We start from the raw sequence: 22848 nt of genomic DNA, 5'->3' as shown, positions 1-22848 counted from the left end.
ACCGGTAGGACGCCGATGACGGTAACAGGCGTGCGTTACCGGTGCAACGCCTCAGGGGGTAACGTGAGCCGCATGGTGTACGACCGACCGGCTGCGCCCGGGCCGCTCGCCCGGGTCGAGGAGTTCTGCAACTCGGTGAGGTTCCTGCACGGCCAGGACGCCTGGGCCGACCTGCCGAGCGCGCGGGAGTGGCTGGCCGCGCACGCCGGGCCGGCGGCCGCCGAGGAGGTCGACGCCGACGGGCTGGCCGGGCTCGTCCGGCTGCGGGAGGCGATCCGGGACCACCTCGACGGCTCGACCGGCGACCGGGTGCACGACACCCTGAACGCCCACGCCGAGAGCTCGCTGCGGCCGCCGCGGTGGAGCCCCGACGGCACGCCGCTCATTCCGCCGGCCGGCGGATCCCCGCTAGGAGAGTTCGTCGGCGGCCTGCTGGCGACGCTGGCCACCGAGGAGGTGGCCGGCCGGCGCGACCGGCTCAAGGTCTGCGCCTCGCCGGACTGCAGGTGGGTCTTCTACGACCGGTCTCCGGGCAACCAGGGCGTGTGGTGCAGCATGCGCAGCTGCGGCGCCCGGCACAAGATGCGGGCGATGCGCGAACGACGAAGCGGGGAGGGCGCCGGGGGCCGAACCTGAGCCCTACACCGAGGCCTACACCGGGCCCTGGTCTCCGCTGCCGCGGTCCGGGCGCCGGCGGAGGTACCGCTCGAACTCCTTCGCGATCGCCTCGCCCGTGGCCTCCGGCAGGTCGGCCGCGTCGCGGGCCTGCTCCAGCGACTGGACGTACTCCGACACCTCGGTGTCGTCGCGGGCCAGGTCGTCCACGCCGCGCTCCCAGGCACGGGCGTCCTCGGGCAGGTCGCCGAGCGGCACCGTCAGGTCCAGCAGGTCCTCGACCTTGCGGAGCAGGGCGAGGGTGGCCTTCGGGCACGGGCTGGACGCGACGTAGTGGGGGACGGCCGCCCAGAACGACACCGCCGGAAGGCTCTCGCTGTGGCAGGCCTCCTGCAGGACCCCCAGGACGCCGGTCGGGCCTTCGTACGTCGGCGCCTCCAGGCCGAGCGCCGAGGCGAGCTCGGGATCGGTGGCGCTCGCGGTGACCGGGATCGGCCGGGTGTGCGGGCTGTCGGCCAGCAGGGCGCCGAGCAGGACCGCCATCTCCGCGCCGAGGCTGTCGGCGACGTCCAGGATCTCCGCGCAGAACTGCCGCCACCGCATGTTGGGCTCGATGCCGCGGACCAGGATCACGTCGCGGGGCGCGTCCGGCGGCCGGGCGACCAGGACGCGGGTGGCGGGCCAGGTGATCCGGCGTACGCCCTTCGCGTCGGCGCCGACCGAGGGCCGGTTGACCTGGTAGTCGTAGTAGTCGTCGGAGCCGAGCTCACCCAGTGGCTGGGCCTTCCACACCTTCGCCAGGTGGTCGAGTGCGGAACTCGCCGCGTCGGCGGCGTCGTTCCATCCCTCGAAGGCCGCGAGGAGGACCGGGTCTTCCAGTTCCGGCGAGCCTTCGAGCTCGAGCACGTGGATCGTCCTCCCTGTCGTCGGTGTCCGACGCCGCACGGTGCCGGACCCGCCAACTATGCCGGACCCTCCGGACACCGCCTCCGATAGCCTACGTGGCTTCGCCGTCACGCACGTCGCGACGTGCCGGGCGCCACCCGCCGGTGATCTCGGAGCTCGATGATCTCGGACTCCAGGAACGCCGTCCGGTTGGTGGACACCCTGGGTACGCTGGTGGCGGTCTGTCCCGATCAGCCGATCAAAAGGAGCGACCCTCGTGAGCCACACCTCCACCTTTCGCCAGGCACTTCGTGAACGCGTTCTCGTGGCGGACGGTGCGATGGGAACGATGTTGCAGGCCCACGACCCCTCGCTGGACGACTTCGAGGGCCACGACGGCTGCAACGAGGTCCTCAACATCACCCGGCCGGACATCGTCCGCTCGGTGCACGAGCCCTACTTCGAGGCCGGCTCGGACTGTGTGGAGACCAACACCTTCGGTGCCAACTTCGCCGCGCTGAGTGAGTACGACATCGCCGACCGTGTCCACGAGCTGTCCCTGGCCGGCGCCCGGCTGGCCCGCGAGGTCGCCGACAGGTACTCCACTCCCGACCGGCCCCGGTGGGTGCTGGGCTCGATGGGGCCGGGCACGAAGCTGCCCTCGCTCGGGCACGTGCCGTACGCCGTCCTGCGCGACGCCTACCAGCTCAATGCCGCCGGCCTGATCGAGGGCGGCGCCGACGCCCTCATCGTGGAGACCTCCCAGGACCTCCTGCAGACCAAGGCGGCGATCCTCGGCGCCAAGCGGGCGATCGCCGAGCTGGGCGCCGACGTGCCGATCATCGCCTCGGTCACCGTGGAGACCACCGGCGCGATGCTGCTCGGATCGGAGATCGGTGCCGCGCTGACCGCGCTGGAGCCGCTCGGCGTCGACGTGATCGGGCTCAACTGCGCGACCGGCCCGGCGGAGATGAGCGAGCACCTGCGGTACCTCGCGCAGCACTCCGGCACATTGTTGTCCTGCATGCCCAACGCCGGCCTGCCCGAGCTCACCTCCGACGGCGCCCGCTACCCGCTGACGCCGCAGGAGCTGGCCGACGCGCACGAGAACTTCGTCGCCGACTACGGCCTGGCGCTGGTGGGCGGATGCTGCGGCACCACCCCCGAGCACATCCGCCAGGTCGTCGAGCGGGTGGGCGGGCGGGAGCTCACTCCGCGTAGCCCGCGCCGGGAGCCGGGCACGTCCAGCCTCTACCAGCACGTGCCGTTCCGGCAGGACACGTCGTACCTCGCCATCGGCGAACGCACCAACGCCAACGGCAGCAAGGCGTTCCGCGAGGCGATGGTCGCCGGCCGCTGGGAGGACTGCATCGACATCGCCCGGGCGCAGATCCGGGACGGCTCGCACATCCTCGACCTGTGTGTGGACTACGTCGGCCGCGACGGCGTCGCCGACATGCGCGAGATCGCGTCCCGGCTGGCCACCGCCTCCACCCTTCCGATCATGCTGGACTCCACCGAGCCGCCGGTGCTCGAGGCGGGCCTGGAGGCCTTCGGCGGCCGGTGCGCGATCAACTCCGTCAACTTCGAGGACGGCGAGGGACCGGACAGCCGGTTCGCGAAGATCATGCCGCTGGTGCGCGAGTTCGGCGCCGCGGTGGTCGCACTCACCATCGACGAGGAGGGCCAGGCGCGTACGGCGGACAAGAAGCTCGCCATCGCCGAGCGCCTCATCGACACCCTCACCGGGCAGTGGGGGATGAACGAGTCCGACATCCTGATCGACTGCCTGACGTTCACCCTGGCCACCGGGCAGGAGGACAGCCGCAAGGACGGCATCGAGACCATCGAGGCCATCCGCCGGCTGAAGGAGGCGCACCCGGACGTCCAGACGGTGCTGGGCCTGTCGAACATCTCCTTCGGCCTCAACCCGGCGGCCCGCCAGGTGCTCAACTCCGTCTTCCTGCACGAGTGCGTACAGGCAGGCCTGGACGCCGCCATCGTGCACGCCAGCAAGATCCTGCCGATCGCCCGCATCCCGGAGGAGCACCGTGAGGTCGCCCTGGACCTGATCTACGACCGCCGGCGGGAGGACTACGACCCGCTGACGCGGCTGCTGGAGCTGTTCGCCGGGGTGAAGACGTCGGACACCAAGGAGAGCCGGGCGCAGGAGCTCGCGGCGCTTCCGCTGGGCGAACGCCTGCAGCGGCGCATCGTCGACGGCGAGGCCAACGGCCTGGAGGCCGACCTGCAGGAGGCCCTGGACTCCGGCCGGCCCGCCCTGGAGATCGTCAACGACGAGTTGCTCTCCGGCATGAAGGTGGTCGGTGAGCTGTTCGGCAGCGGCCAGATGCAGCTGCCGTTCGTGCTGCAGTCGGCCGAGGTGATGAAGACCGCGGTCGCCTACCTCGAGCCGCACATGGAGAAGACCGACGACGAGGGCAAGGGCACGATCGTGCTGGCCACCGTCAAGGGCGACGTTCACGACATCGGCAAGAACCTCGTGGACATCATCCTTTCCAACAACGGCTACAACGTCGTGAACCTCGGCATCAAGCAGCCGATCAACCTCATCCTGGACGCCGCCGAGGAACACCGCGCGGACGCGATCGGGATGTCCGGCCTGCTGGTCAAGAGCACCGTGATCATGAAGGAGAACCTCCAGGAGATCAACACCCGCGGCAAGGCGGACAAGTGGCCCGTCCTGCTCGGGGGTGCGGCGCTGACCCGCAGCTACGTCGAGCAGGACCTCGCCGAGATGTACGACGGGGAGGTCCGTTACGCCCGGGACGCCTTCGAGGGGCTGCGGCTGATGGACGCCGTGATGGGTGTGAAGCGCGGCGTACCCGGCGCGGAGCTGCCCGCACTGCGCAAGCGGCGGGTGAGCGCGGCCAAGGTGACCGAGACCCCGCCGGAGGAGATGCCCGCGCGCTCCGACGTGAGCATCGACAACCCCGTGCCCACCCCGCCGTTCTGGGGTGACCGGGTGGTCAAGGGCATCCCGCTGGCCGACTACGCGTCGATGCTGGACGAGCGGGCGCTCTTCCTCGGCCAGTGGGGGCTCAAGCCCGGCCGCGGAAAGGACGGCCCGAGCTACGAGGAGCTGGTCGAGACCGAGGGCCGGCCGCGGCTGCGGGCGCTGCTGGACCGCGTACAGACGGAAGGGCTGCTCGAGGCGGCGGTGGTCTACGGCTACTACCCCGCGGTGGCCAAGGGTGACGACCTGGTGGTGCTCGGCGACGGCGGTGCCGAACGCTGCCGGTTCACATTCCCACGGCAGAAGCGCGACCGGCACCTGTGCCTGTCGGACTTCTTCCGGCCCGAGGAGTCCGGGGAGACCGACGTGGTCGGCTTCACCGTGGTGACCATCGGGTCGCGGATCGGTGAGGAGACGGCGAAGCTGTTCGCGGACAACCACTACCGCGAGTACCTCGAGCTGCACGGCCTGTCGGTACAGCTGGCCGAGGCGCTGGCGGAGTACTGGCACGCCCGCATCCGGGCCGAGCTGGGGTATGCCGGGGACGACGACGATTCCGACCTGCAGGCGATGATCCACAAGCTCGGCTACCGTGGCGCGCGCTTCTCTCTGGGGTACGGCGCGTGCCCGGACCTCGAGGACCGGGCCAAGATCGTGGAGTTGCTGCGGCCGGAGCGGATCGGCGTCACCTTGTCGGAGGAGTTCCAGCTGCACCCGGAGCAGTCGACCGACGCGATCGTCGTGCACCACCCCGAGGCGAAGTACTTCAACACCTGAGCTGATCGGTTCCGTGTCGTCACGATGCGGTCGGGTGTCGTTCACGCTCAGGCGTCGGCCCCCGGCCGTTTCGTCGCGGTTCGGTAGCAGGTGTTCACCGGCAACGGGACCCGGTGGCGACGAAGATCCCACGTCAACGAGCCCGGCCACCCGCCGTACTTCCGGCATACTCTCCGTGCTTCCGAGGATTTGTTGTGCAATCGCTACGCCAACGTGAGAGGTCTGACATTCCGTAGCTGGTCACGGACGGCTATGGTGCGGGGCGGGCCGCTCCAGGCCCACCCTTGACGATGAGGTGGAACATGCGACCATTCACCAGCCGGAAGGTGCGGGTGCTGGCGGCGGGCGGTGCGTTGGCCCTCGCCGTCACCGCGTGCGGCGGCCAGTCCGGCAGCGACACCGAGAGCGGCGGCGGCGCGGGCAAGGCGCCCCTGGTCTTCGGCACGACCGACGCCTTCGGCACGGTGGACCCGTCCGGGTCCTACGACAACCCGGGCTGGGAGATCCTCTACAACTCGGCGCAGACGCTGCTGTCCATTCCGCCGGGCGGGAGCACCCCGAAGCCCGACGCGGCCGAGAAGTGTGAGTTCACCGACCCGAAGACCTACACCTGCACCCTGAAGAAGGACCTCAAGTTCTCCGACGGCAGCCCGCTGACGAGCAAGGACGTGAAGTTCTCCTTCGACCGGATGCTGAAGATCGCCGACCCCAACGGGCCGTCCAGCATCTTCGCCGACCAGCTCGCCTCCACCGAGGCGAAGGACCCGCAGACCGCGGTCTTCCACCTGAAGTTCGCCGACGCGACCTGGCCGTTCCGGCTCACCACCGCGGCGGCCTCCATCGTGCCGGACGAGAAGTACCCGGCCGGCAAGCTGCAGCCGATGGGCAACGACAAGATCATCGGCTCCGGGCCGTACAAGATGACGAAGTACGACCCGACCCAGCAGATCGTGCTGGAGCCGAACGACCAGTACAAGGGCGAGAAGAAGCTGTCCAACAGCAAGGTGCTCGTCCAGATCTACAAGGACGAGAAGAGCCTGAAGAGCGCGGTGGAAAGCGGCGAGGTCCAGGTGGCCTACCGCACGCTCACCCCCACGCTCCTGAAGGACCTGGAGCAGAACGGCGCGTCCAAGAAGGTCAAGGTCGTCAAGGGTTCGGGCACCGGCATCCAGTACGTCGCCTTCAACAACAAGAAGGGCCCCTTCGCCAAGAAGGAGGTCCGTCAGGCCGCGGCCGCCCTGCTCGACCGGCAGTCCATCGCCAGCGGTGTCTACAACAACACCGTCACCCCGCTGTACACGATGGTCCCGAAGGGCCTGCCCGGACACGAGGAGAAGTTCAGGTCCGCCTTCGGCGACAAGCCCGACCTCGCCAAGGCGAAGAGCCTGCTGCAGAAGGCGGGCGTGACCACCCCGGTGACCGCCCAGCTGTGGTACAGCCCCGACCACTACGGCGAGGCCTCGGCAGACATGTTCGCCGAGATCAAGCGCCAGCTGGAGGCCGGCGGCCTGTTCAAGGTGTCGCTGAAGTCGGCGTCGTGGGAGCAGTACAAGAAGGACTACGCCGCCGGTGCCTACGACGGCTGGCAGCTCGGGTGGTACCCCGACTTCCCCGACACCGACAACTACCTGTCGCCGTTCTACGCCAAGAACAACTTCATCGGCGCGGGCTACGGCTACTCCAACCCGCAGATGGACAAGCTGCTGACCCAGGAGAAGTCCACACCTGACCAGCAGAAGCGGCAGCAGGCGTTCTCGCAGATCCAGACGATCGCCACCGAGGACGTGCCCCTGATCCCGCTGTGGCAGGACAACATGATCGCCGCCGTGCGCGACGGCGTGTCAGGGGTCAAGGACACCTTCGACCCGCTGTACACCTTCCGGTTCTGGTTGGTCGACGCGAGCAAGGCGCAGTAGGGCGCGGGCAGCCGCGTACCCGATCCGGTGGTCCGCACGTACGAGAGTGTGTGCGGACCCACCGGAGCCCGGCTGTCAGGACCGGGTTGACAGCACGCTCGTCATGACCGGGAAAGGTCAGGTGGCTTGGCATGGCCGGCCGATCAGGGTCGTTGCGGAGGTATCTCGCCGTCCGCCTGCTCCTGGTGATTCCCAACGTGTTCGTCCTGCTCACGTTGGTGTTCCTGCTGCTGCGGGTCGCCCCCGGCGACCCGGTGTCGGCGGCCCTGGGCGGCCGGTTGCCGGCGGCCGAGCTCGCCAGGCGACGCGCGGCGGGCGGGTACGACGACCCGATCCTCGTGCAGTACTGGCACTACCTCAGCCGCATCTTCACCGGCGACTTCGGCACGGCGGTCAGCGACAACCGGCCGATCACGAACATCCTGCTGGTCAACGGCGCGGCCACGTTGAGCCTCACGCTGGCGGCCCTGGTGGTCGCGTGCGTCATCGGCATCCCGCTCGGCCTGCTGGCCGCGCGCTACCGCGACTCGATCGCCGACGTCGCGATCCGGGTGTTCGGTGTCTTCACCTACGCCGCACCGGTCTTCTTCGTCGGCGTGGTGGCGATCATCATCTTCACCGGCAAGCTCGGCTGGCTGCCCTCGGGACAGCAAGCCAGCCCGATCGCGCAGCTGACGGTCGAGCCGGTCACCCACATCTTCCTCCTCGACGCCCTGCTCGCCGGCGACACCAGGTCGTTCGCCGACGGGCTCAAGCACCTGGTGATGCCGGCGGTCACGCTGGGGCTGCTGATCACCGGCGTGTTCATCCGGCTGATCCGGGTCAACGTCGCCCAGACGTTGCGCGACGACTACGTGGAGGCCGCCCGGGCCCGCGGCATCGCCGAGCGGCGGGTGGTCTTCCAGCACGCGTTCCGCAACGCCATGGTGCCGTTCGTCACGGTGCTCGGCCTGCAGGCGGCGCTGTCGCTCGGCGGTGCGATCCTCACCGAGACGACGTTCAGCTGGCCGGGTCTCGGATCGCAGCTGGTGCAGTACATCAACGCCCGCGACTACGTGGCCGTCCAGGGCATCATGACCATCTTCGCCCTCGTCGTGGTCGGGATCAGCCTGCTCATCGACCTCGTCAACGCGTTCATCGACCCGAGGGTGAGGTACTGATGGCGATCACCCCGACCGTCCAGTCGGGCGGACCGATCACCTCCTCGCGGCGTTCGCTGCCCGGCCGAGTCGCCGCCATGATCGCCACGCCGTACCGCCAGTCCGCCGGCGTGGCCCGGGCGATGCTGGTCGTCGGCACGGCGCTCACCGCACTGATCGCCCTGATCGCGATCTTCGCGCCGCTGGTGGCGCCGTACGACTTCGACCAGGTGAGTGACGGCGGCGGCCGTTTCCCCAAGCAGGCGGCGCCTTCCGGCACCCACCTGTTCGGTACGAGCGTGCAGACCTTCGACGTGTTCTCCCGCGTGGTCTGGGGCGCGCGTACCGAACTCAAGGTCGTCGTCCTCTCCCTGGTGCTGACGATCGTGATCGGCGTCGTGCTCGGCCTGGTCGCCGGTTTCGTGGGCGGCTGGCTGGACCGCCTGCTGGTGCTGGTGATGGACGCGTTGTTCGCGTTCCCCTATCTGCTGCTGGCGATCGTGGTGGCGTTCCTGCTCTCGGACTCGCTCGGCGGCGGGGTGACGACGGCGGCCGCGGCGATCACCGCGGTCTACATCCCGCAGTACTTCCGGGTGGTGCGCAACAGCACGGTGAGCGCGAAGCAGGCGACCTACGTCGAGGCCGCCCGGGCACTGGGCGCGCCGCCGCACACGATCATGTCCCGCTACCTGTTCACCAACGTCGTGCAGAGCGTGCCGGTGATCGCCACGCTGAACGCCGCGGACGCGGTGGGCACGCTGGCCGCGCTGGGCTTCCTGGGCTACGGCATCCAGCCGACCGAGGCCGCCGAGTGGGGATACGACCTCAACCGCGCCATGGACGACGCGGCGTCGGGCATCTGGTGGACCGGGGTGTTCCCCGGCCTCGCGATCGTGGTGCTGGTGATGGCGCTGACGTTCGTCGGTGAGGGGCTGAACGAAACGCTGAACCCGACGTTGCGGGTGCGCCGGCTCGTCCCGGTGGTGCTGCCGCCGCGCAGGCCCGGGACCAGTGCAGCGACCGGACCCGATGCCGGCAAGGGCGCTCGGCCGGGCGAGGAGCTCGCCGGCTCTGAGGAGGGTGCCAAGTGAACGCAGCGACGACCAACCCGGGCAGGGGACGCCGTACGAACTCACGCGCGGCCGCGGGCGCGGACACGCCGGTTCTGTCCGTACACGACCTGCGGGTCTGGTACGGCACCGAGCGCGGCGCGGTGCGCGCGGTCGACGGCGTCTCGTTCGACCTGCGTCCGGGGGAGACGCTCGGCCTGGTCGGTGAGTCCGGCTGCGGCAAGTCGACCCTCGGCCGTGGTGTGCTCGGGCTGCTGCCGCCCGGCGCGAAGGCCGACGGCGAGATCGAGTTCGCCGGCCGCGACCTGCTCACCTGCGGCCGGCGCGAACTCGAACGCCTGCGCGGGCCGGAGCTCGGCATGATCTTCCAGGAGCCGCTGACCCGGCTCAATCCGCTGATGCGGGTCAGCGAGCACTTCGAGGAGACCCTGCGCACGCACGAGCCGGGCCTGGGCAAGGAGGAGATCCGGCGGCGTTCGATCGACACGCTGCGGCGGATGGGCATCCCGCCCTCGCGCTACCGCGCGTACCCGCACGAGTTCTCCGGCGGCATGCGGCAGCGGATCATGATCGCGCTCGCACTGGTGCTGCGGCCGGCGTTCGTGGTGGCCGACGAACCCACCACCGCGCTGGACGTCCTGGTCGAGGCGCAGATCATCGGCATCCTCGCCGACCTGCGGCGCAACTTCGACACCGCACTGTTGCTGATCACCCACAACCTCGGCATCGTGGCCGAGGCCTGCGACCGGGTGGCGGTGATGTACGCCGGGCACATCGCCGAGGAGGGCGACGCGCGCGAGGTGTTCTCCCGGCCGCGGCACCCCTACACGCGTGAGCTGCTGCGTTCGACGATCTCGCTGCAGACCACCGGGCTGCACTACATCCCCGGTGCCCCGCCGGACCTGGTCGAGCCGCCCAGCGGATGCACGTTCCACCCCCGGTGCCCGGACGCGATGGTGGCCTGCCCGCGCCAGGACCCGGTGGAGGTCCGCACGCCGGAGGGCACCCGGGTCGCGTGCTGGCTGCACGGGCCTTCGGAGCTGCTGACCGAGGAGGGCACCGCGCCCCTGGTCCGGGAGGAGATCAGCGTTGCCGACGAAGCCTGAGCCCACGAACGCGGCCGGTGTCGTCTCGCCGCCGCTCGCCGAGCGCGAGGTCCTGATGGACGTCCGCGACCTCGAGGTGCACTACGCCCTGCAGGGCAGCTCGCTGGGCCGGATGTTCGGCGGAGGCGGCGAGGTCGTCAAGGCCGTGGACGGTGTGTCGTTCCAGCTGCACAAGGGCGAGGTGCTCGGCCTGGTGGGCGAGTCCGGCAGCGGGAAGACCACTCTCGGCCGGGCGCTGCTCGGCCTGGTCCGACCGACCGGAGGGTCGATCCGCTACCGCGACCACGACCTCGGCGAGCTGTCCGAACGCCGGCTGCGCCCGCTGCGCCGCAAGCTGCAGATGGTGTTCCAGGACCCGAGCGCCGCGCTCAACCCGTCGATGGACATCGAGACCGCGGTCGGGCACCCCCTGCGCATCCACAAGCTGGCAGACGGGAAAGCCGAACGCCGGGCCAGGGTGGTCGAGGCGCTGGAGGCCGTCGGCTTGGCGCCGGTCGAGAGGTTCCTGTCGAAGTACCCGAGCGACCTGTCCGGCGGGCAGAAGCAGCGCGCCGTGATGGCGCGAGCGGTCATTCTCGACCCGGAGCTGCTGGTCGCCGACGAGCCGATCTCGATGCTGGACATGAGTGTGCGGGCCAAGATCCTCGAGCTGATGCTGGAGCTGAAGAGCCGCCTCGACCTCACCTACGTCTACATCACCCACGACCTGGCCACGGCGAAGTTCTTCTGCGACCGGGTGGCGATCATGTACCTCGGCCGGGTGGTCGAGATCGGCCCCACCGAGGAGATCTTCGCCGCGCCCAAACACCCGTACACCAAGGCGTTGCTGCGCGCGATCCCCGAGCCCGACCCGAGCAGTACGGTGCCGCGTGACCTGCCGCGCGGGGAGATCCCGGACGCCGCCGCACCTCCGCTGGGATGTTCGTTCCACCCGCGGTGCCCGGCGGCTTTCGACCGGTGCGGCTGGGAGAACCGCGACCTGCGCACCCTGCTCGAGGAGCACTGGCTGGGGCTGGACGAGGAGACCTACGCGGCCGAACGCGACACCGTCGGCAACCTCGAGGAGCTGGCCCTGCCCGGGCACCGGGCCGTCCTGAAGCCTGGCCGGGGGAGGGCGCCGGAGGACGTCGCCGCGTTGCTGGACCGCGTGCGCACCGCCGACCCGGACGAGCCGCTGTGGCGTGGCGTGCGAAGCGTGGAGGTCGAGGGAGACGGCGTCGTGGTCGACTTCCACGACGGCGAGGACCCGCGACTGCGCCGTGCCGACGGTGTCGACGTCGCCTGCCACCTGTACTGAGCCACTGCCGTAGGACGGCCGTACGACTGCTGTACGACCGGCGTACGACGGCCACCCGAGCACTGTCGGCTGGCCGCTCTAGGCTCTGCGGCATGCCCGCGTCCGAAGGTGATTCCGCCCGTCCTGGCAGGCTCGGCGCACCCGCGGTGCCGCTCGCCGACCCAGCCCAACCAGCCGACCCAGCCCAACCAGCCGACCCAGCCCAGCCAGCCCTCCCGGCCGACGAGACCAGACTGCACGACGTCGGCACCCGGCGCAGGTCGACCCTCGCGCTGGTCACCGGCGTCGTGTTGATGAACGTCTCGATGGTGCCCGCCGGCACTGTCGGCAGCCTGCTCGCGAGCGACCGGTACGGCCCCGCGTGGAGCGGCGTGCCGAGCGCTGCCGGCGTTGTCGGCACCGCTCTGGGTGCGCTGGGGCTGTCCGCACTCATGCGCAGCCGTGGCCGGCGCACCGGGCTCCGGACCGGATACGCGGTGGCCGCCCTGGGGGCCCTGGTGGGTGCCGTCGCGGTCGGGATGGCGGTCCTTCCGCTGCTGGCGGTGGGCATGGTGCTGCTCGGCATCGGCAACGGCGGCGCCCAGCTGTCCCGCTACGCCGTGGCCGACCTGCACCCGGCCGACCGCAAGGCGTTCGTGCTCAGCCTGGTGGTGTGGGGAAGCACCGTCGGTGCGCTCGTCGGGCCGAGCCTGATCTCGCCGGCGGCACGCCTGTCAGCGCGCGCCGGGATTCCGGAGTACGCCGGCACCTACGTGCTGGCGATCCTCACCACCGGCGCGGCCCTGGCGGTGGCCGGCCTGCTGCCCCGGGCCGGTCGCGGCGGCACGCGCACCCGGGAGCGCCCTCGACCAGGTGAGGTCGGCCGCGTCCTTCGGCTGCCGGCGGTACGGGTCGCGCTGGCGGGCATGGTGTCGGCCCAGCTGGCGATGGTCGCGGTGATGACGATGACCCCGCTCCAGCTGCACCGGCACGGGCAGGGCCTGGACGTCGTGGGCTGGGTGCTGAGTGCTCACCTGGCCGGGATGTTCGCGCTGTCACCCCTGTCCGGACGGCTCACCGACCGGCTCGGCGGCCGGACCGTGACCAGCGTCGGCGCGGGCGCACTGATCGGCTCCGCCGCTCTGGCCATGGCGGCGCCCACGTCGCACACGGTCGGGATCCCGCTGGCGTTGTTCCTGCTCGGCTACGGCTGGAACCTCTGCTTCGTCGGGGGCAGCGCGATCCTGAGCCGGGAGCTGCCGGCCGGGGTGCGCAGCCAGGTCCAGGGCACGGTGGACGCGGTGGTGTGGGGCTCGTCGGCGTCGGCCGGCCTGGCCTCCGGAGCGGTGTTCGCCGGCGGGGGGTACGTCCTGGTCGCGTTCGTCGCCGGGCTGATCGCCGTCGCACCCTTGGTGGTGCTCCTCGCCTCGCGCCCGCGCCCCGCGAGCCCTCAGCGGCCGCCGGGGCGCACCAGCCCGCTCTCGTAGGCGAACACCACCGCCTGCACTCGGTCGCGCAGCCCCAGCTTGGCCAGCACGTTGCCGACGTGGGTCTTCACCGTCGTCTCCGAGACGTACAGCTCGCCGGCGATCTCGGCGTTGGACATGCCGCGGGACATCAGCCGCAGCACCTCGCGTTCGCGTTCGGTGAGGTGGGCGAGCTCCTGCGCCGACTCCCTGCTCGTCGACGGCAGCACGGTCGCGAACCGGTCGAGCAACCGACGGGTCACGGTCGGCGCGACGACCGCCTCGCCCCGGGCCACGATGCGGATGGCGTCGGCGAGATCCTCCGGCGGCACGTCCTTCAGCAGGAAGCCCGAGGCGCCGGCGCGCAACGCGTCCACGACGTACTCGTCGAGGTCGAACGTGGTGAGCACCAGCACCCGGACGGTTCCGCCTCGTTCGGTCCCGGTGATCAGCCGGGTGGCCTCCACGCCGTCCATCCGGGGCATCCGGATGTCCATCAGGACGACGTCCGGTTGCAGGGCGCGGGCCTCCGTCACCGCCTTCTGCCCGTCACCGGCCTCACCGACGACCGCGATGTCCGGCTCGGACTCGAGGATCATCCGGAACCCCGTCCGCAGCAGTGGCTGGTCGTCGACCAGGAGAACGCGTACCGGCGTCCCCACCGCCGGCGTGGCCGGACCGTCCTCGGCAGGCGTCACGACCGCACCTCGTTCACCGTCGCCTGGCCGGCGCGTGCGCCTTCCCTCAGCTCACCGGAGCCGTGCGAGCCGTGCAAGCGGTGCGAGTCGCTCCGGTTGTTCGGGCCGTCCGAGTCGCTCGAGTTGCTTGGGTCCGGTGTGCCGGCCTCGGTCGACGGCAGGGTGGCGAGGACTTCGAACCCACCGACCATCCGGGAACCTGTGTACAAGGTGCCTCCGTTCAGCGTCACGCGTTCGCGCATACCGACAAGTCCGTGCCCGAGCCCGTGGTCGAGCCGGTCGGCGTCGTCGGCGCGGTGCAACGGCCCGCGCCGCGGGCTGCCGTCGTCGGTGACGCCCACGACGACCGCATCGGGTTCGTACCGCAGCAACACGGCGGCCCGGGTGGGGCCGGCGTGTTTCAGCGTGTTCGTCAGGGCCTCCTGGACCACCCGGAAGATCGCCAGGTCGACACCGGACGTCAGCGGGCGCGGCTCGCCGACGACGGTGAGATCGACCTGCAGGCCGGCCTCCCTCGCCCGGTCCAGCAGTGGCCCGAGTTCGGCGACGCCGGCACGTGGCGACAGCTGGACGTTGCCCGGCTCGTCCTGGTCGGCGGCGCGGAGCGCACCCACGATGCGGCGCATCTCCTCCAGCGCCTCCCGCCCGGTCTCCTCCACCGCCCGCATGGCCTCGACGCTGCGCTCGGGTGCACGGGTGATCGTCCGCCGCGCTGCGGCAGCCTGCACCGTCATCACGCTCACGTGGTGGGCCACCACGTCGTGCAGCTCCCGGGCCATCCGGGCGCGTTCCTCCGCCAGCGCCGCGCGGACCTCCGCGGATGCGGCACGCTCCAGCCGGTTGGCGCGGTCCTCCAGCGCGACCAGGTAGCGCCGCCGGGCACGCATGGCCCGGGCGACGCTCCACGTGCCGCCGTAGACCAGGAGCTGCAGGCCGACCGTGATCGCGTCGAACGTCATGCCGATCGAGGCGTAGGCGTCCCGCCGCACGTAGAGGAAGACGATGGAGGCGATGGTCGTCGCCACGGTGACCGCGAGGCTGCGGGCCGCGGTGCTGTGCGCGCCGACGGTGTAGATCACCAGCAGGGCCGCCACCGAGCCGACCGAGGAGCTGTAGCCGGCGAACCCGAGCGTCATGTACGCCGAGATCACGACCAGCGCGACCGTCACGGGGAACCGCCGGCGCAGGGCGAGCGGCGCGGCGACGAGGACGGCGAGCACCAACCCGCAGGCGTCCGGCGGGCGGAACGTGATCCCGGCGTAGGAGCGGTAGTTCAGTCCGGCGATGCTGGCGATCACGAGCACGAACGCGACCGCCCCGTCCACCAGGTCGGGGCGGCCTCGAAGCCAGTCTCGGACATCGGTACCGCGCACGGTCCGAGCGTAGGCTGCCGGACTCACGGCGCCACCCCCAGCCTCCGGGGGTGCCTGGGACCTGCCTAAAGGTCGACCGCGGAGGTATGTGGTGAGGGAGCCTCGGACGTGTCCTGCGTCGGCATCGGATCGGTGTCGGCGGGCGCGGGCAGCGGAGGAGGCGTGCCGCCCCACGCGGGGCACCGCGACTTGTGGTCGCACCAGTCGCACAGGGGGCCGGGGCTGGCGCGCCACTCGCCGGTGGTGTGCGCGCGTTCGATCGCGTTCCACAGCGCCTGCAGCTTGCGTGCGGTCGCGCGCAGGTCGGCCTCGTCGGGGGAGTAGCGCAGCACGTCGCCGCTGCCGAGATAGACCAGCTGCAGCAGGCGGGGTACGACACCTCGCAGCCGCCACAGCATCAGTGCGTAGCAGCGCATCTGGAACATCGCCCGCTGCTCGTAACCCGGCCCGGGTGCTCGCCCCGTCTTGTAGTCGACGACGCGCAGCGCCCCGTCGGGCGCGACGTCGAGCCGGTCGATGTAGCCCCGCAGCCGCAGGCCGGAGTCCAGCTCGCACTCGACGTACATCTCCCGCTCGGCGGGCTCCAGCCTGGTGGGGTCCTCCAACGTGAAGTATCGGTCGAGCAGCGCCCGCGCATCGGCGAGGAAACCCTCCAGCCGCTCGGGGTCGAACCCGCCCTCCTCGTCCCCGAAGAGTTCCGACAGCTCGGGCTCGGCCTCGACCAGCCGGTCCCACTGCGGGCGGAGCAGCGTGCACGCCTCATCGATCGTGCGGCCGCCGGCGGGCAGGTCGAACAGCCGCTCCAGAACCGCGTGCACCACCGTGCCGCGGGCGGCCTCCGGGCTCGGCCGCTCCGGCAGCCGGTCGATCACCCGGAAGCGGTAACGCAGCGGGCAGGTGAGAAAGTCGCTGGCCCGGGAGGGTGACAGCACCGCGAGCGGGATCGCCGGCCGGGCGTTCTCACTCGCGTTTCCACCGGCGTTCCCACTCGCGTTCGTGGTCGCGTCGGTGGTCGCCGTCGTGGTCGCTGCCTCGCTCACTGTCGCCATGGCCCGAAAGCGTAGGACACCCCACCGACAGGCCCGCGGACGCGCGGGTGTCCGATCTGTGCCGCTCCGGCCGCGACCGCGCCGCCTCATGTGGTCAGGCGGTACCGTGTCCCTTCGCACGCGGCGCGACGACCTCGGAAGTCTTCACAATGACCGTGCACAACCGGTCCGGTGCCACTACCCGGCGCGGTGCCGGCACCGCGCCGGGTAGTGGCCGTTGCCGGGCCGGGGAGGATCCCTCGGGAACATCCCACGTGACCTGGTCGTTCGCCGGACGTCGAGTCCGCGCACCCCGACGGAAGCAGGCTGAGACAGGCGATGGTGCACGACGTGGAGAAGAACGCCCCGTCCCGGGCGGCGCAGCGCCGGCCCGGCGCGGTCCAGATCGCGCGGGTTGTCGGGGTTCCCGTCTACGTCAACGTGTCCTGGATCCTGGTCGCGCTGCTGATTGCGTACGTCTTCCGGCCGGTGGTCGACGAGCAGGTGCCCGGCCTGGGCGTGTGGTCGTTCGTGGCGGCGCTCGGGTTCGCCGTCCTGCTCTACGCCTCGGTTCTGGTGCACGAGATCGCCCACGTTCTGGTGGCCAGGAAGTTCGACCTGCCGGTGCGTGCGATCACGCTGCAGTTCCTGGGCGGGCTGTCGGAGATCGAGAGCGAGCCCCAGACGCCGTGGCGGGAGTTCGCCGTCGCCGTCGTCGGGCCGCTGACCTCGCTGGGCATCAGCGGCCTGGCCGCGCTCGGCCACACCGTGGTGTCCGGCCCTGCCCTGCTCGAGCTTGCGTTGTTCCAGCTCGCCTGGGCAAACCTGCTGGTCGGCCTGTTCAACCTGCTGCCGGGGCTCCCGCTGGATGGCGGCCGGTTGCTGCGCGCGGGAGTGTGGGCGGTGACCAAACAGCCGCATCTGGGCACCGCCGTCGCCGGGTGGGCCGGCCGGGTGGTCGCCGCCGTCGTGCTGCTCCTGCCGTGGACCCTTCTGGCCAGCACGTGGGGAGCGCCGAGCCTGCTGCACATCGTGTGGAGCGTCTTCCTGGCGATGTTCATGTGGGCCGGCTCCAGCCAGGCCCTGATGAGCGCGAAGATCAGGCGGAAGCTCCCGGCCATCCACGCCCGCACCCTCGCCAGGCGCGGCGTGCCCGTGTCGTCCGAGCTTCCCCTGTCGGAGGCGGTCCGGCGCGCCCAGGAGGCGCACGCGGGTTCGCTGGTGGTCGTCGGCAGCGACGGCCGCCCGACCGGCCTGGTCAGCGAGGCCGCGGTGCTGGCCACTCCCGAGCACCGGCGGCCGTGGATCTCGGTCGGCGACGTCGCCCGCCGGATCGAGCCCGGACTGGTGCTCGACGTACGCCTCACCGGGGAGGCACTGGTCCGGGCGATGGGCGGCACTCCCGCCACGGAGTACCTCCTGGTCGAGCCCGACGGACGGGTCTTCGGAGTGCTGGCCACCGCCGACGTCGACGGGGCGCTGGCCCGCACCTGAGCCGGTCCGACCTCCTGGTTACGCTGCCCGTCATGTCCCCGACCGATCCCTCCGCCGAGCACCCTCCCGCCTGCCCGTCGGATGCCGCCGGTGAGCCGGCCGACCTGTCCGGCGAGCCCGCCGCGCCTGCCGAGGCCGCGAGGCCGGGTGAGCCCGGCGAGTCCGGCGAGCCGGCCGAGGACGCCGCCGACGCCCGGCCGCTTCTGGCCGGTGAGCAGGTCCGGCTGGAGGACCACAAGGGACGCAAGCACCTGATCACGCTGGAGCCGGGGAAGACGTTCCACACCCATCGCGGCGGGATCGCTCTGGACGACCTGATCGGTCAGCCGGAGGGCGTCGTGGTCAAGTCGACCGGAGGCGTCCCGTATCTCGCGCTGCGCCCACTCCTGTCCGACTACGTCCTTTCCATGCCGCGCGGAGCGGCCGTGGTCTACCCCAAGGACACCGCCCAGATCCTCGTCGCCGCGGACGTCTTCCCGGGTGCCCACGTGGTCGAGGCCGGTGCCGGCTCGGGCTCACTGACCTGTGCGTTGCTGCGCGCCGTCGGCCCGGCAGGCCGGGTTTCGTCCTACGAACGCCGGGACGACTTCGCGGCGATCGCCCGCCGCAACGTGGAACGCTTCTTCGGCGGGCCCCAGCCGACCTGGGACCTGACCGTCGGCGACGTGGTGAGCGCGCCCACCCGGCCCCGGGTGGATCGGGTCGTGCTCGACATGCTCGCTCCGTGGGAGTGCGTCGACTGGGCGGCCGAGGCCCTGGTGCCCGGCGGCGTGCTGTGCTGCTACGTCGCCACCACCACCCAGCTCGCGCGGACCGTCGAGACGGCACGTGCCCACGGCGGCTTCACCGAGCCCCAGGCCAGCGAGACGCTGGTGCGTACCTGGCACGTGGAGGGGCTGGCCGTCCGGCCGGACCACCGGATGATCGGTCACACCGGGTTCCTGGTGACCACCCGCAGGCTTGCCCCCGGCGTCAGCGCACCCGGCCGCCGGCGCCGTCCGGCGCCCGGCGCCTACGGCGAGAACTACGACGGGCCGCGTCCCGCCGGCCAGGTGGACTGACTCCCGGAGGCGGCCCCGGGACGTTTCGTCCGGGGATGACCGCAGCACGTCCCGCGGATCGTTGCGGCACAACCCTCGCGGAAGCGGACGCGGCCACCGAATGCGCCGGCGAACGTGGTGGCGAAGATGGCTCCGGCCCGTACTGTGGAAGGCCGTAGGCCCCTGGCGTGTAAGAAACGGCCACGATTCGCCATCGGTTTGTGACGTTCTGACTTGTGGGCGTGACCTGTCGGTGGTGGGGAGATATAAGGTCAGAGGCGTCGGCGCACCGGCTCGGCGCGGACACCAGCGAGATCCACGTTCATGCGCTTGCACGGGCGCGGACAGCACAGTGACTGGGGAGGTGAGGGACGTGCCCGCACCAGACGACCGACGCGAGGCGCGCTCGCCGGACGAGCTCGCCAGCCAGGTCACCTACCTCGAGGAAGAGGTCGCGGCACTGCGCCGGCGGCTCGCGGAGCAGCCGCGCGACAGCCGGCAACTCGAGCAGCGGCTCGCCGAGGCGCAGGCGATGTTGGCCAACGTCACGGCACAGAACGAACGCCTGGCGGGAACGCTCCGGGAGGCCAGGGAGCAGATCGTCACCCTCAAGGACGAGGTGGACCGACTTGCCCAGCCGCCCGCGAGCTTCGGAATCTTCATCAACCGAAACGACGACGACAGCGCCGACGTCTACACCGGTGGCCGCAAGCTCCGGGTGACGGTCAGCCCCAGCATCGACCTCGACGAGCTCCGCCCGGGCCAGGAGGTCATGCTCAACGAGTCCTTCAACGTCGTCCGCGCGCTGTCCTACGAGCAGGTCGGCGAAGTCGTCATGCTCAAGGAGTTGCTGGAGGACGGCGACCGCGCGCTGGTCATCGGGCACACCGACGACGAACGCATCGCCCGGCTCGCCGAGCCCCTGCGGGACACCCCGATCCGGGCCGGCGACTCGTTGCTGTTCGAGCCCCGCTCCGGCTACGTCTACGAGCGGATCCCGAAGACCGAGGTCGAGGAGCTGATCCTCGAAGAGGTCCCCGACATCCAGTACGAGGACATCGGCGGTCTGCGCAACCAGATCGAGCAGATCCGCGACGCGGTGGAGCTGCCCTACCTCCACGCCGACCTGTTCCGCGAGCACGAGCTGAAGGCGCCCAAGGGCGTACTGCTGTACGGTCCGCCCGGGTGCGGCAAGACGCTCATCGCCAAGGCCGTCGCCAACTCCCTCGCCAAGCAGGTGGCGGTGCGCGACGCCAAGACCGAGGGGAAGAGCTACTTCCTCAACATCAAGGGCCCCGAGCTGCTCAACAAGTACGTCGGCGAGACCGAGCGGCACATCCGCCTGGTGTTCCAGCGGGCCCGGGAGAAGGCCGGCGAGGGCACGCCGGTCATCGTGTTCTTCGACGAGATGGACTCCCTCTTCCGCACCCGCGGCTCGGGCGTCTCCTCCGACGTGGAAAACACCATCGTCCCGCAGCTGCTGTCGGAGATCGACGGCGTGGAGGGGCTGGAGAACGTCATCGTCATCGGCGCCTCCAACCGCGAGGACATGATCGACCCGGCGATCCTGCGGCCGGGCCGGCTGGACGTGAAGATCAAGATCGAGCGCCCCGACGCCGAGGCCGCCCGGGACATCTTCGCGAAGTACCTCACCGCCACCCTGCCGCTGCACGAGGACGACCTGGGCGAGTTCGGCGGCAACCGGGACGCCTGCGTCAGCGGCATGATCCAGCGCACCGTGGAGCGGATGTACTCCGAGCTGGAGGATAACCGCTTCCTGGAGGTCACCTACGCCAACGGTGACAAGGAGGTCCTGTACTTCAAGGACTTCAACTCCGGCGCCATGATCGAGAACATCGTCAGCCGGGCCAAGAAGATGGCCATCAAGGACTTCCTCGAGTTGCAGCAGAAGGGCGTCCGCGTCCAGCACCTGCTGCAGGCCTGCGTCGACGAGTTCAAGGAGAACGAGGACCTGCCCAACACGACCAACCCCGACGACTGGGCGCGGATCTCGGGCAAGAAGGGCGAGCGGATCGTCTTCATCCGTACGCTCATCCAGGGCAAGGAAGGGGCCGACGCCGGCCGTTCGATCGACACGGTCGCCAACACCGGCCAGTACCTCTGACGGATCCCCGGACCAACCTCCGCCTGCCGCCTGCCGGCGGAGGCGACGAGCACTCACGCCCGCGGGTGTCCCGCTCGACCGAGTGGGACGCCCGCGGGCGTCATGACCGGTATCTCCGGCGACAATCGGCTAACCCTGCCCTACACACACTGCTTGTCCGCGTACGCTCGTAAGAGGAGCCGGGGGCGGGCGCGAGCCGTCCGGCTCGTGGGCGCGACGACGCGGCGATGCCAGACTGGCGACGAGGAGTCCCATGAGCGTGCACCGGGTAATGGGCGTGGAGACCGAGTACGGCATCTCCGTCGCCGGGCAACCGACCGTCAACCCGATGCTGTCGTCCTCCCAGGTCGTGAACGCCTATGCGGGCAAGGTGATCCGTGCCCGCCGTGCCCGGTGGGACTTCGAGGAGGAGAACCCCCTGCGCGACGCACGGGGCTTCGACCTCGCCCGTGACGTGGCCGATGACAGCCAGCTCACCGACGAGGAGGTCGGCCTCGCCAACGCGATCCTCACCAACGGGGCCAGGCTCTACGTCGACCACGCCCACCCGGAGTACTCCTCGCCGGAGGTGACCAACCCGCGCGATCTCGTCCTGTGGGACAAGGCGGGTGAACGGGTGATGCTGGAGGCCTCCCGGCGGGCGGCCGAGCCGCCGCTGTCGAGCTCGATCCTCCTCTACAAGAACAACACCGACAACAAGGGCGCGTCCTACGGCTGCCACGAGAACTACCTCATGGCGCGGTCCACCCCGTTCGCCGACATCGTGCGCAACCTCACGCCGTTCTTCGTCAGCAGGCAGGTCGTGTGCGGCGCCGGGCGGGTCGGGCTCGGCCAGGACGGCAGCCGGCACGGCTTCCAGATCAGCCAGCGGGCCGACTTCTTCGAGGTCGAGGTGGGCCTGGAGACCACCCTGAAGCGCCCGATCATCAACACCCGGGACGAGCCACACGCCGACGCCGACAAGTACCGCCGCCTGCACGTCATCATCGGCGACGCCAACCTGTCGGAGGTGGCGACCTATCTCAAGGCCGGCACGACGGCGCTGGTGCTGGCGATGATCGAGGACGACTTCCTCACCACGGACCTGAGCCTCGAGCACCCGGTGACGTCGTTGCACGAGGTTTCGCACGACCCGAGCCTGCGCCACCTGCTGACGCTGAAGAGCGGCCGCAAGCTGACCGCCGTCCAGCTCCAGATGGAGTACCTCGAGAACGCCCGCAAATACGTCGAGGACCGCAGCGGCGCCGACACCGACCCACAGACCAGGGACGTCCTGGACCGTTGGGAGTCGGTGCTGACCCGGTTGGAGTCCGACCCGATGTCGCTGTCCCGCGAGCTGGACTGGGTGGCCAAGCTGGCCGTCCTGCAGCAGTACCGCGAGCGGGACGGCCTCGACTGGAGCCACCCCAAGCTCCAGTTGGTCGACCTGCAGTACGCCGACCTGCGGCCCGAGCGCGGGCTGTATCCCCGGTTCGTCGAGCGCGGCCGGATGGCCCGGATCCTCACCGACGCCGAGATCGAACGCGCCGTGCAGCAGCCGCCGGAGGACACCCGCGCCTACTTCCGCGGTCGCTGCCTGGCGCAGTACTCCGAACACGTGGCTGCCGCATCGTGGGACTCGGTGATCTTCGACCTACCGGGCAACGAGTCGCTGCAGCGCGTCCCCACCCTGGAGCCGCTGCGGGGGACCCGTACCCACGTCGGTGAGCTGCTGGACCGCTGCCGGACCGCGGAGGAGCTGGTCCGCGCCATCACGGGCGGCTAGGACGGCACTGCCCGGTCACGGTCACGCCTCGGCCACCACCAGGCCCGCCACCAGGTCCCCACGCGGGATGCCGTTCGGCCCGTTTTGCCCGGCAAAGT

At 70.7% G+C, this 22848-nt stretch carries 16 protein-coding genes; 12 read left to right on the top strand and 4 right to left on the bottom strand.

Annotated features, from left to right (window positions below):
• The first annotated feature begins 72 nt into the window (after positions 1 to 72).
• Entirely contained in the window at positions 73 to 636 is a 564-nt protein-coding gene (locus BLU27_RS22720) for a CGNR zinc finger domain-containing protein (protein WP_092655694.1), read from the top strand.
• A gap of 15 nt (positions 637 to 651) precedes the next feature.
• Here BLU27_RS22720 and BLU27_RS22715 read toward each other — a convergent pair whose 3' ends face one another.
• On the bottom strand, positions 652 to 1521 hold the full coding sequence (locus BLU27_RS22715) for a PAC2 family protein (protein ID WP_092655693.1): 870 nt from the start codon (positions 1519 to 1521) through the stop codon (positions 652 to 654).
• A 256-nt stretch (positions 1522 to 1777) separates the two neighbouring features.
• Between BLU27_RS22715 and metH the strand changes: the two genes are divergently transcribed.
• The 7 genes from metH to BLU27_RS22680 all read left to right on the top strand — a co-directional run bounded on the left by metH (position 1778) and on the right by BLU27_RS22680 (position 13248).
• Positions 1778 to 5254 (top strand): methionine synthase, encoded by a 3477-nt coding sequence (gene metH, locus BLU27_RS22710; protein WP_277869251.1) that lies wholly within the window; start codon positions 1778 to 1780, stop codon positions 5252 to 5254.
• Between the two features lie 302 nt (positions 5255 to 5556).
• Entirely contained in the window at positions 5557 to 7170 is a 1614-nt protein-coding gene (locus tag BLU27_RS22705; RefSeq protein WP_157728764.1) for an ABC transporter substrate-binding protein, read from the top strand.
• Between the two features lie 131 nt (positions 7171 to 7301).
• The gene (locus BLU27_RS22700) at positions 7302 to 8330 is read left to right on the top strand and encodes an ABC transporter permease (RefSeq protein WP_092655691.1); all 1029 of its coding nucleotides are present in this window, start codon (positions 7302 to 7304) and stop codon (positions 8328 to 8330) included.
• The gene (locus tag BLU27_RS22695; RefSeq protein ID WP_092655690.1) at positions 8330 to 9400 is read left to right on the top strand and encodes an ABC transporter permease; all 1071 of its coding nucleotides are present in this window, start codon (positions 8330 to 8332) and stop codon (positions 9398 to 9400) included. Before BLU27_RS22700 ends, BLU27_RS22695 begins: the two co-directional genes overlap by 1 nt.
• Complete coding sequence (locus BLU27_RS22690; protein WP_092655689.1) at positions 9397 to 10485, top strand: ABC transporter ATP-binding protein; 1089 nt, start codon at positions 9397 to 9399, stop codon at positions 10483 to 10485. Before BLU27_RS22695 ends, BLU27_RS22690 begins: the two co-directional genes overlap by 4 nt.
• Positions 10469 to 11782, top strand: a complete 1314-nt coding sequence (locus BLU27_RS22685; RefSeq protein WP_241827582.1) for an ABC transporter ATP-binding protein — start codon at positions 10469 to 10471, stop codon at positions 11780 to 11782. The genes BLU27_RS22690 and BLU27_RS22685 overlap by 17 nt, the downstream gene beginning before the upstream one ends.
• Positions 11783 to 11874: 92 nt before the next feature.
• Entirely contained in the window at positions 11875 to 13248 is a 1374-nt protein-coding gene (locus BLU27_RS22680) for an MFS transporter (protein WP_197681530.1), read from the top strand.
• Here BLU27_RS22680 and BLU27_RS22675 read toward each other — a convergent pair.
• The 3 genes from BLU27_RS22675 to BLU27_RS22665 all read right to left on the bottom strand — a co-directional run bounded on the left by BLU27_RS22675 (position 13212) and on the right by BLU27_RS22665 (position 16347).
• Positions 13212 to 13925 (bottom strand): response regulator, encoded by a 714-nt coding sequence (locus tag BLU27_RS22675; RefSeq protein WP_172805017.1) that lies wholly within the window; start codon positions 13923 to 13925, stop codon positions 13212 to 13214. The two genes, BLU27_RS22680 and BLU27_RS22675, sit on opposite strands and share 37 nt — an antisense overlap.
• Positions 13922 to 15298, bottom strand: coding sequence for a sensor histidine kinase (locus tag BLU27_RS22670; RefSeq protein ID WP_157728763.1), 1377 nt, complete (start codon positions 15296 to 15298; stop codon positions 13922 to 13924). The genes BLU27_RS22675 and BLU27_RS22670 overlap by 4 nt, the downstream gene beginning before the upstream one ends.
• Positions 15299 to 15363: 65 nt before the next feature.
• A complete protein-coding gene (locus BLU27_RS22665) occupies positions 15364 to 16347 on the bottom strand; it encodes a RecB family exonuclease (protein ID WP_092655687.1) in 984 nt (327 codons plus the stop codon).
• Positions 16348 to 16665: 318 nt separating this feature from the next.
• Between BLU27_RS22665 and BLU27_RS22660 the strand changes: the two genes are divergently transcribed.
• The 4 genes from BLU27_RS22660 (at position 16666) to dop (ending at position 22750) form a co-directional block, all read left to right on the top strand.
• Positions 16666 to 17820, top strand: coding sequence for a site-2 protease family protein (locus tag BLU27_RS22660; RefSeq protein WP_092655686.1), 1155 nt, complete (start codon positions 16666 to 16668; stop codon positions 17818 to 17820).
• Positions 17821 to 17852: 32 nt separating this feature from the next.
• Positions 17853 to 18881, top strand: coding sequence for a tRNA (adenine-N1)-methyltransferase (locus BLU27_RS22655; RefSeq protein WP_157728762.1), 1029 nt, complete (start codon positions 17853 to 17855; stop codon positions 18879 to 18881).
• A 352-nt stretch (positions 18882 to 19233) separates the two neighbouring features.
• Complete coding sequence (gene arc / locus BLU27_RS22650) at positions 19234 to 20985, top strand: proteasome ATPase (RefSeq protein ID WP_172805016.1); 1752 nt, start codon at positions 19234 to 19236, stop codon at positions 20983 to 20985.
• A gap of 253 nt (positions 20986 to 21238) precedes the next feature.
• Positions 21239 to 22750 (top strand): depupylase/deamidase Dop, encoded by a 1512-nt coding sequence (gene dop, locus BLU27_RS22645; protein WP_277869250.1) that lies wholly within the window; start codon positions 21239 to 21241, stop codon positions 22748 to 22750.
• Positions 22751 to 22848 lie beyond the last annotated feature (98 nt).

The organism is Actinopolymorpha singaporensis (genome assembly GCF_900104745.1).
GTDB classification, from domain to species: Bacteria; Actinomycetota; Actinomycetes; order Propionibacteriales; family Actinopolymorphaceae; genus Actinopolymorpha; species Actinopolymorpha singaporensis.
This window is presented reverse-complemented; position numbering and strand designations above follow the sequence as displayed.

Coding starts and splice junctions, on each gene's coding strand:
- BLU27_RS22720 (WP_092655694.1), top strand. CDS start 73: ATGGTGTACGACCGACCGGCTGCGCCCGGGCCGCTCGCCCGGGTCGAG.
- BLU27_RS22655 (WP_157728762.1), top strand. CDS start 17,853: ATGTCCCCGACCGATCCCTCCGCCGAGCACCCTCCCGCCTGCCCGTCG.
- dop (WP_277869250.1), top strand. CDS start 21,239: ATGAGCGTGCACCGGGTAATGGGCGTGGAGACCGAGTACGGCATCTCC.
- BLU27_RS22700 (WP_092655691.1), top strand. CDS start 7,302: ATGGCCGGCCGATCAGGGTCGTTGCGGAGGTATCTCGCCGTCCGCCTG.
- BLU27_RS22705 (WP_157728764.1), top strand. CDS start 5,557: ATGCGACCATTCACCAGCCGGAAGGTGCGGGTGCTGGCGGCGGGCGGT.
- BLU27_RS22660 (WP_092655686.1), top strand. CDS start 16,666: ATGGTGCACGACGTGGAGAAGAACGCCCCGTCCCGGGCGGCGCAGCGC.
- BLU27_RS22680 (WP_197681530.1), top strand. CDS start 11,875: ATGCCCGCGTCCGAAGGTGATTCCGCCCGTCCTGGCAGGCTCGGCGCA.
- BLU27_RS22695 (WP_092655690.1), top strand. CDS start 8,330: ATGGCGATCACCCCGACCGTCCAGTCGGGCGGACCGATCACCTCCTCG.
- BLU27_RS22665 (WP_092655687.1), bottom strand. CDS start 16,347: ATGGCGACAGTGAGCGAGGCAGCGACCACGACGGCGACCACCGACGCG.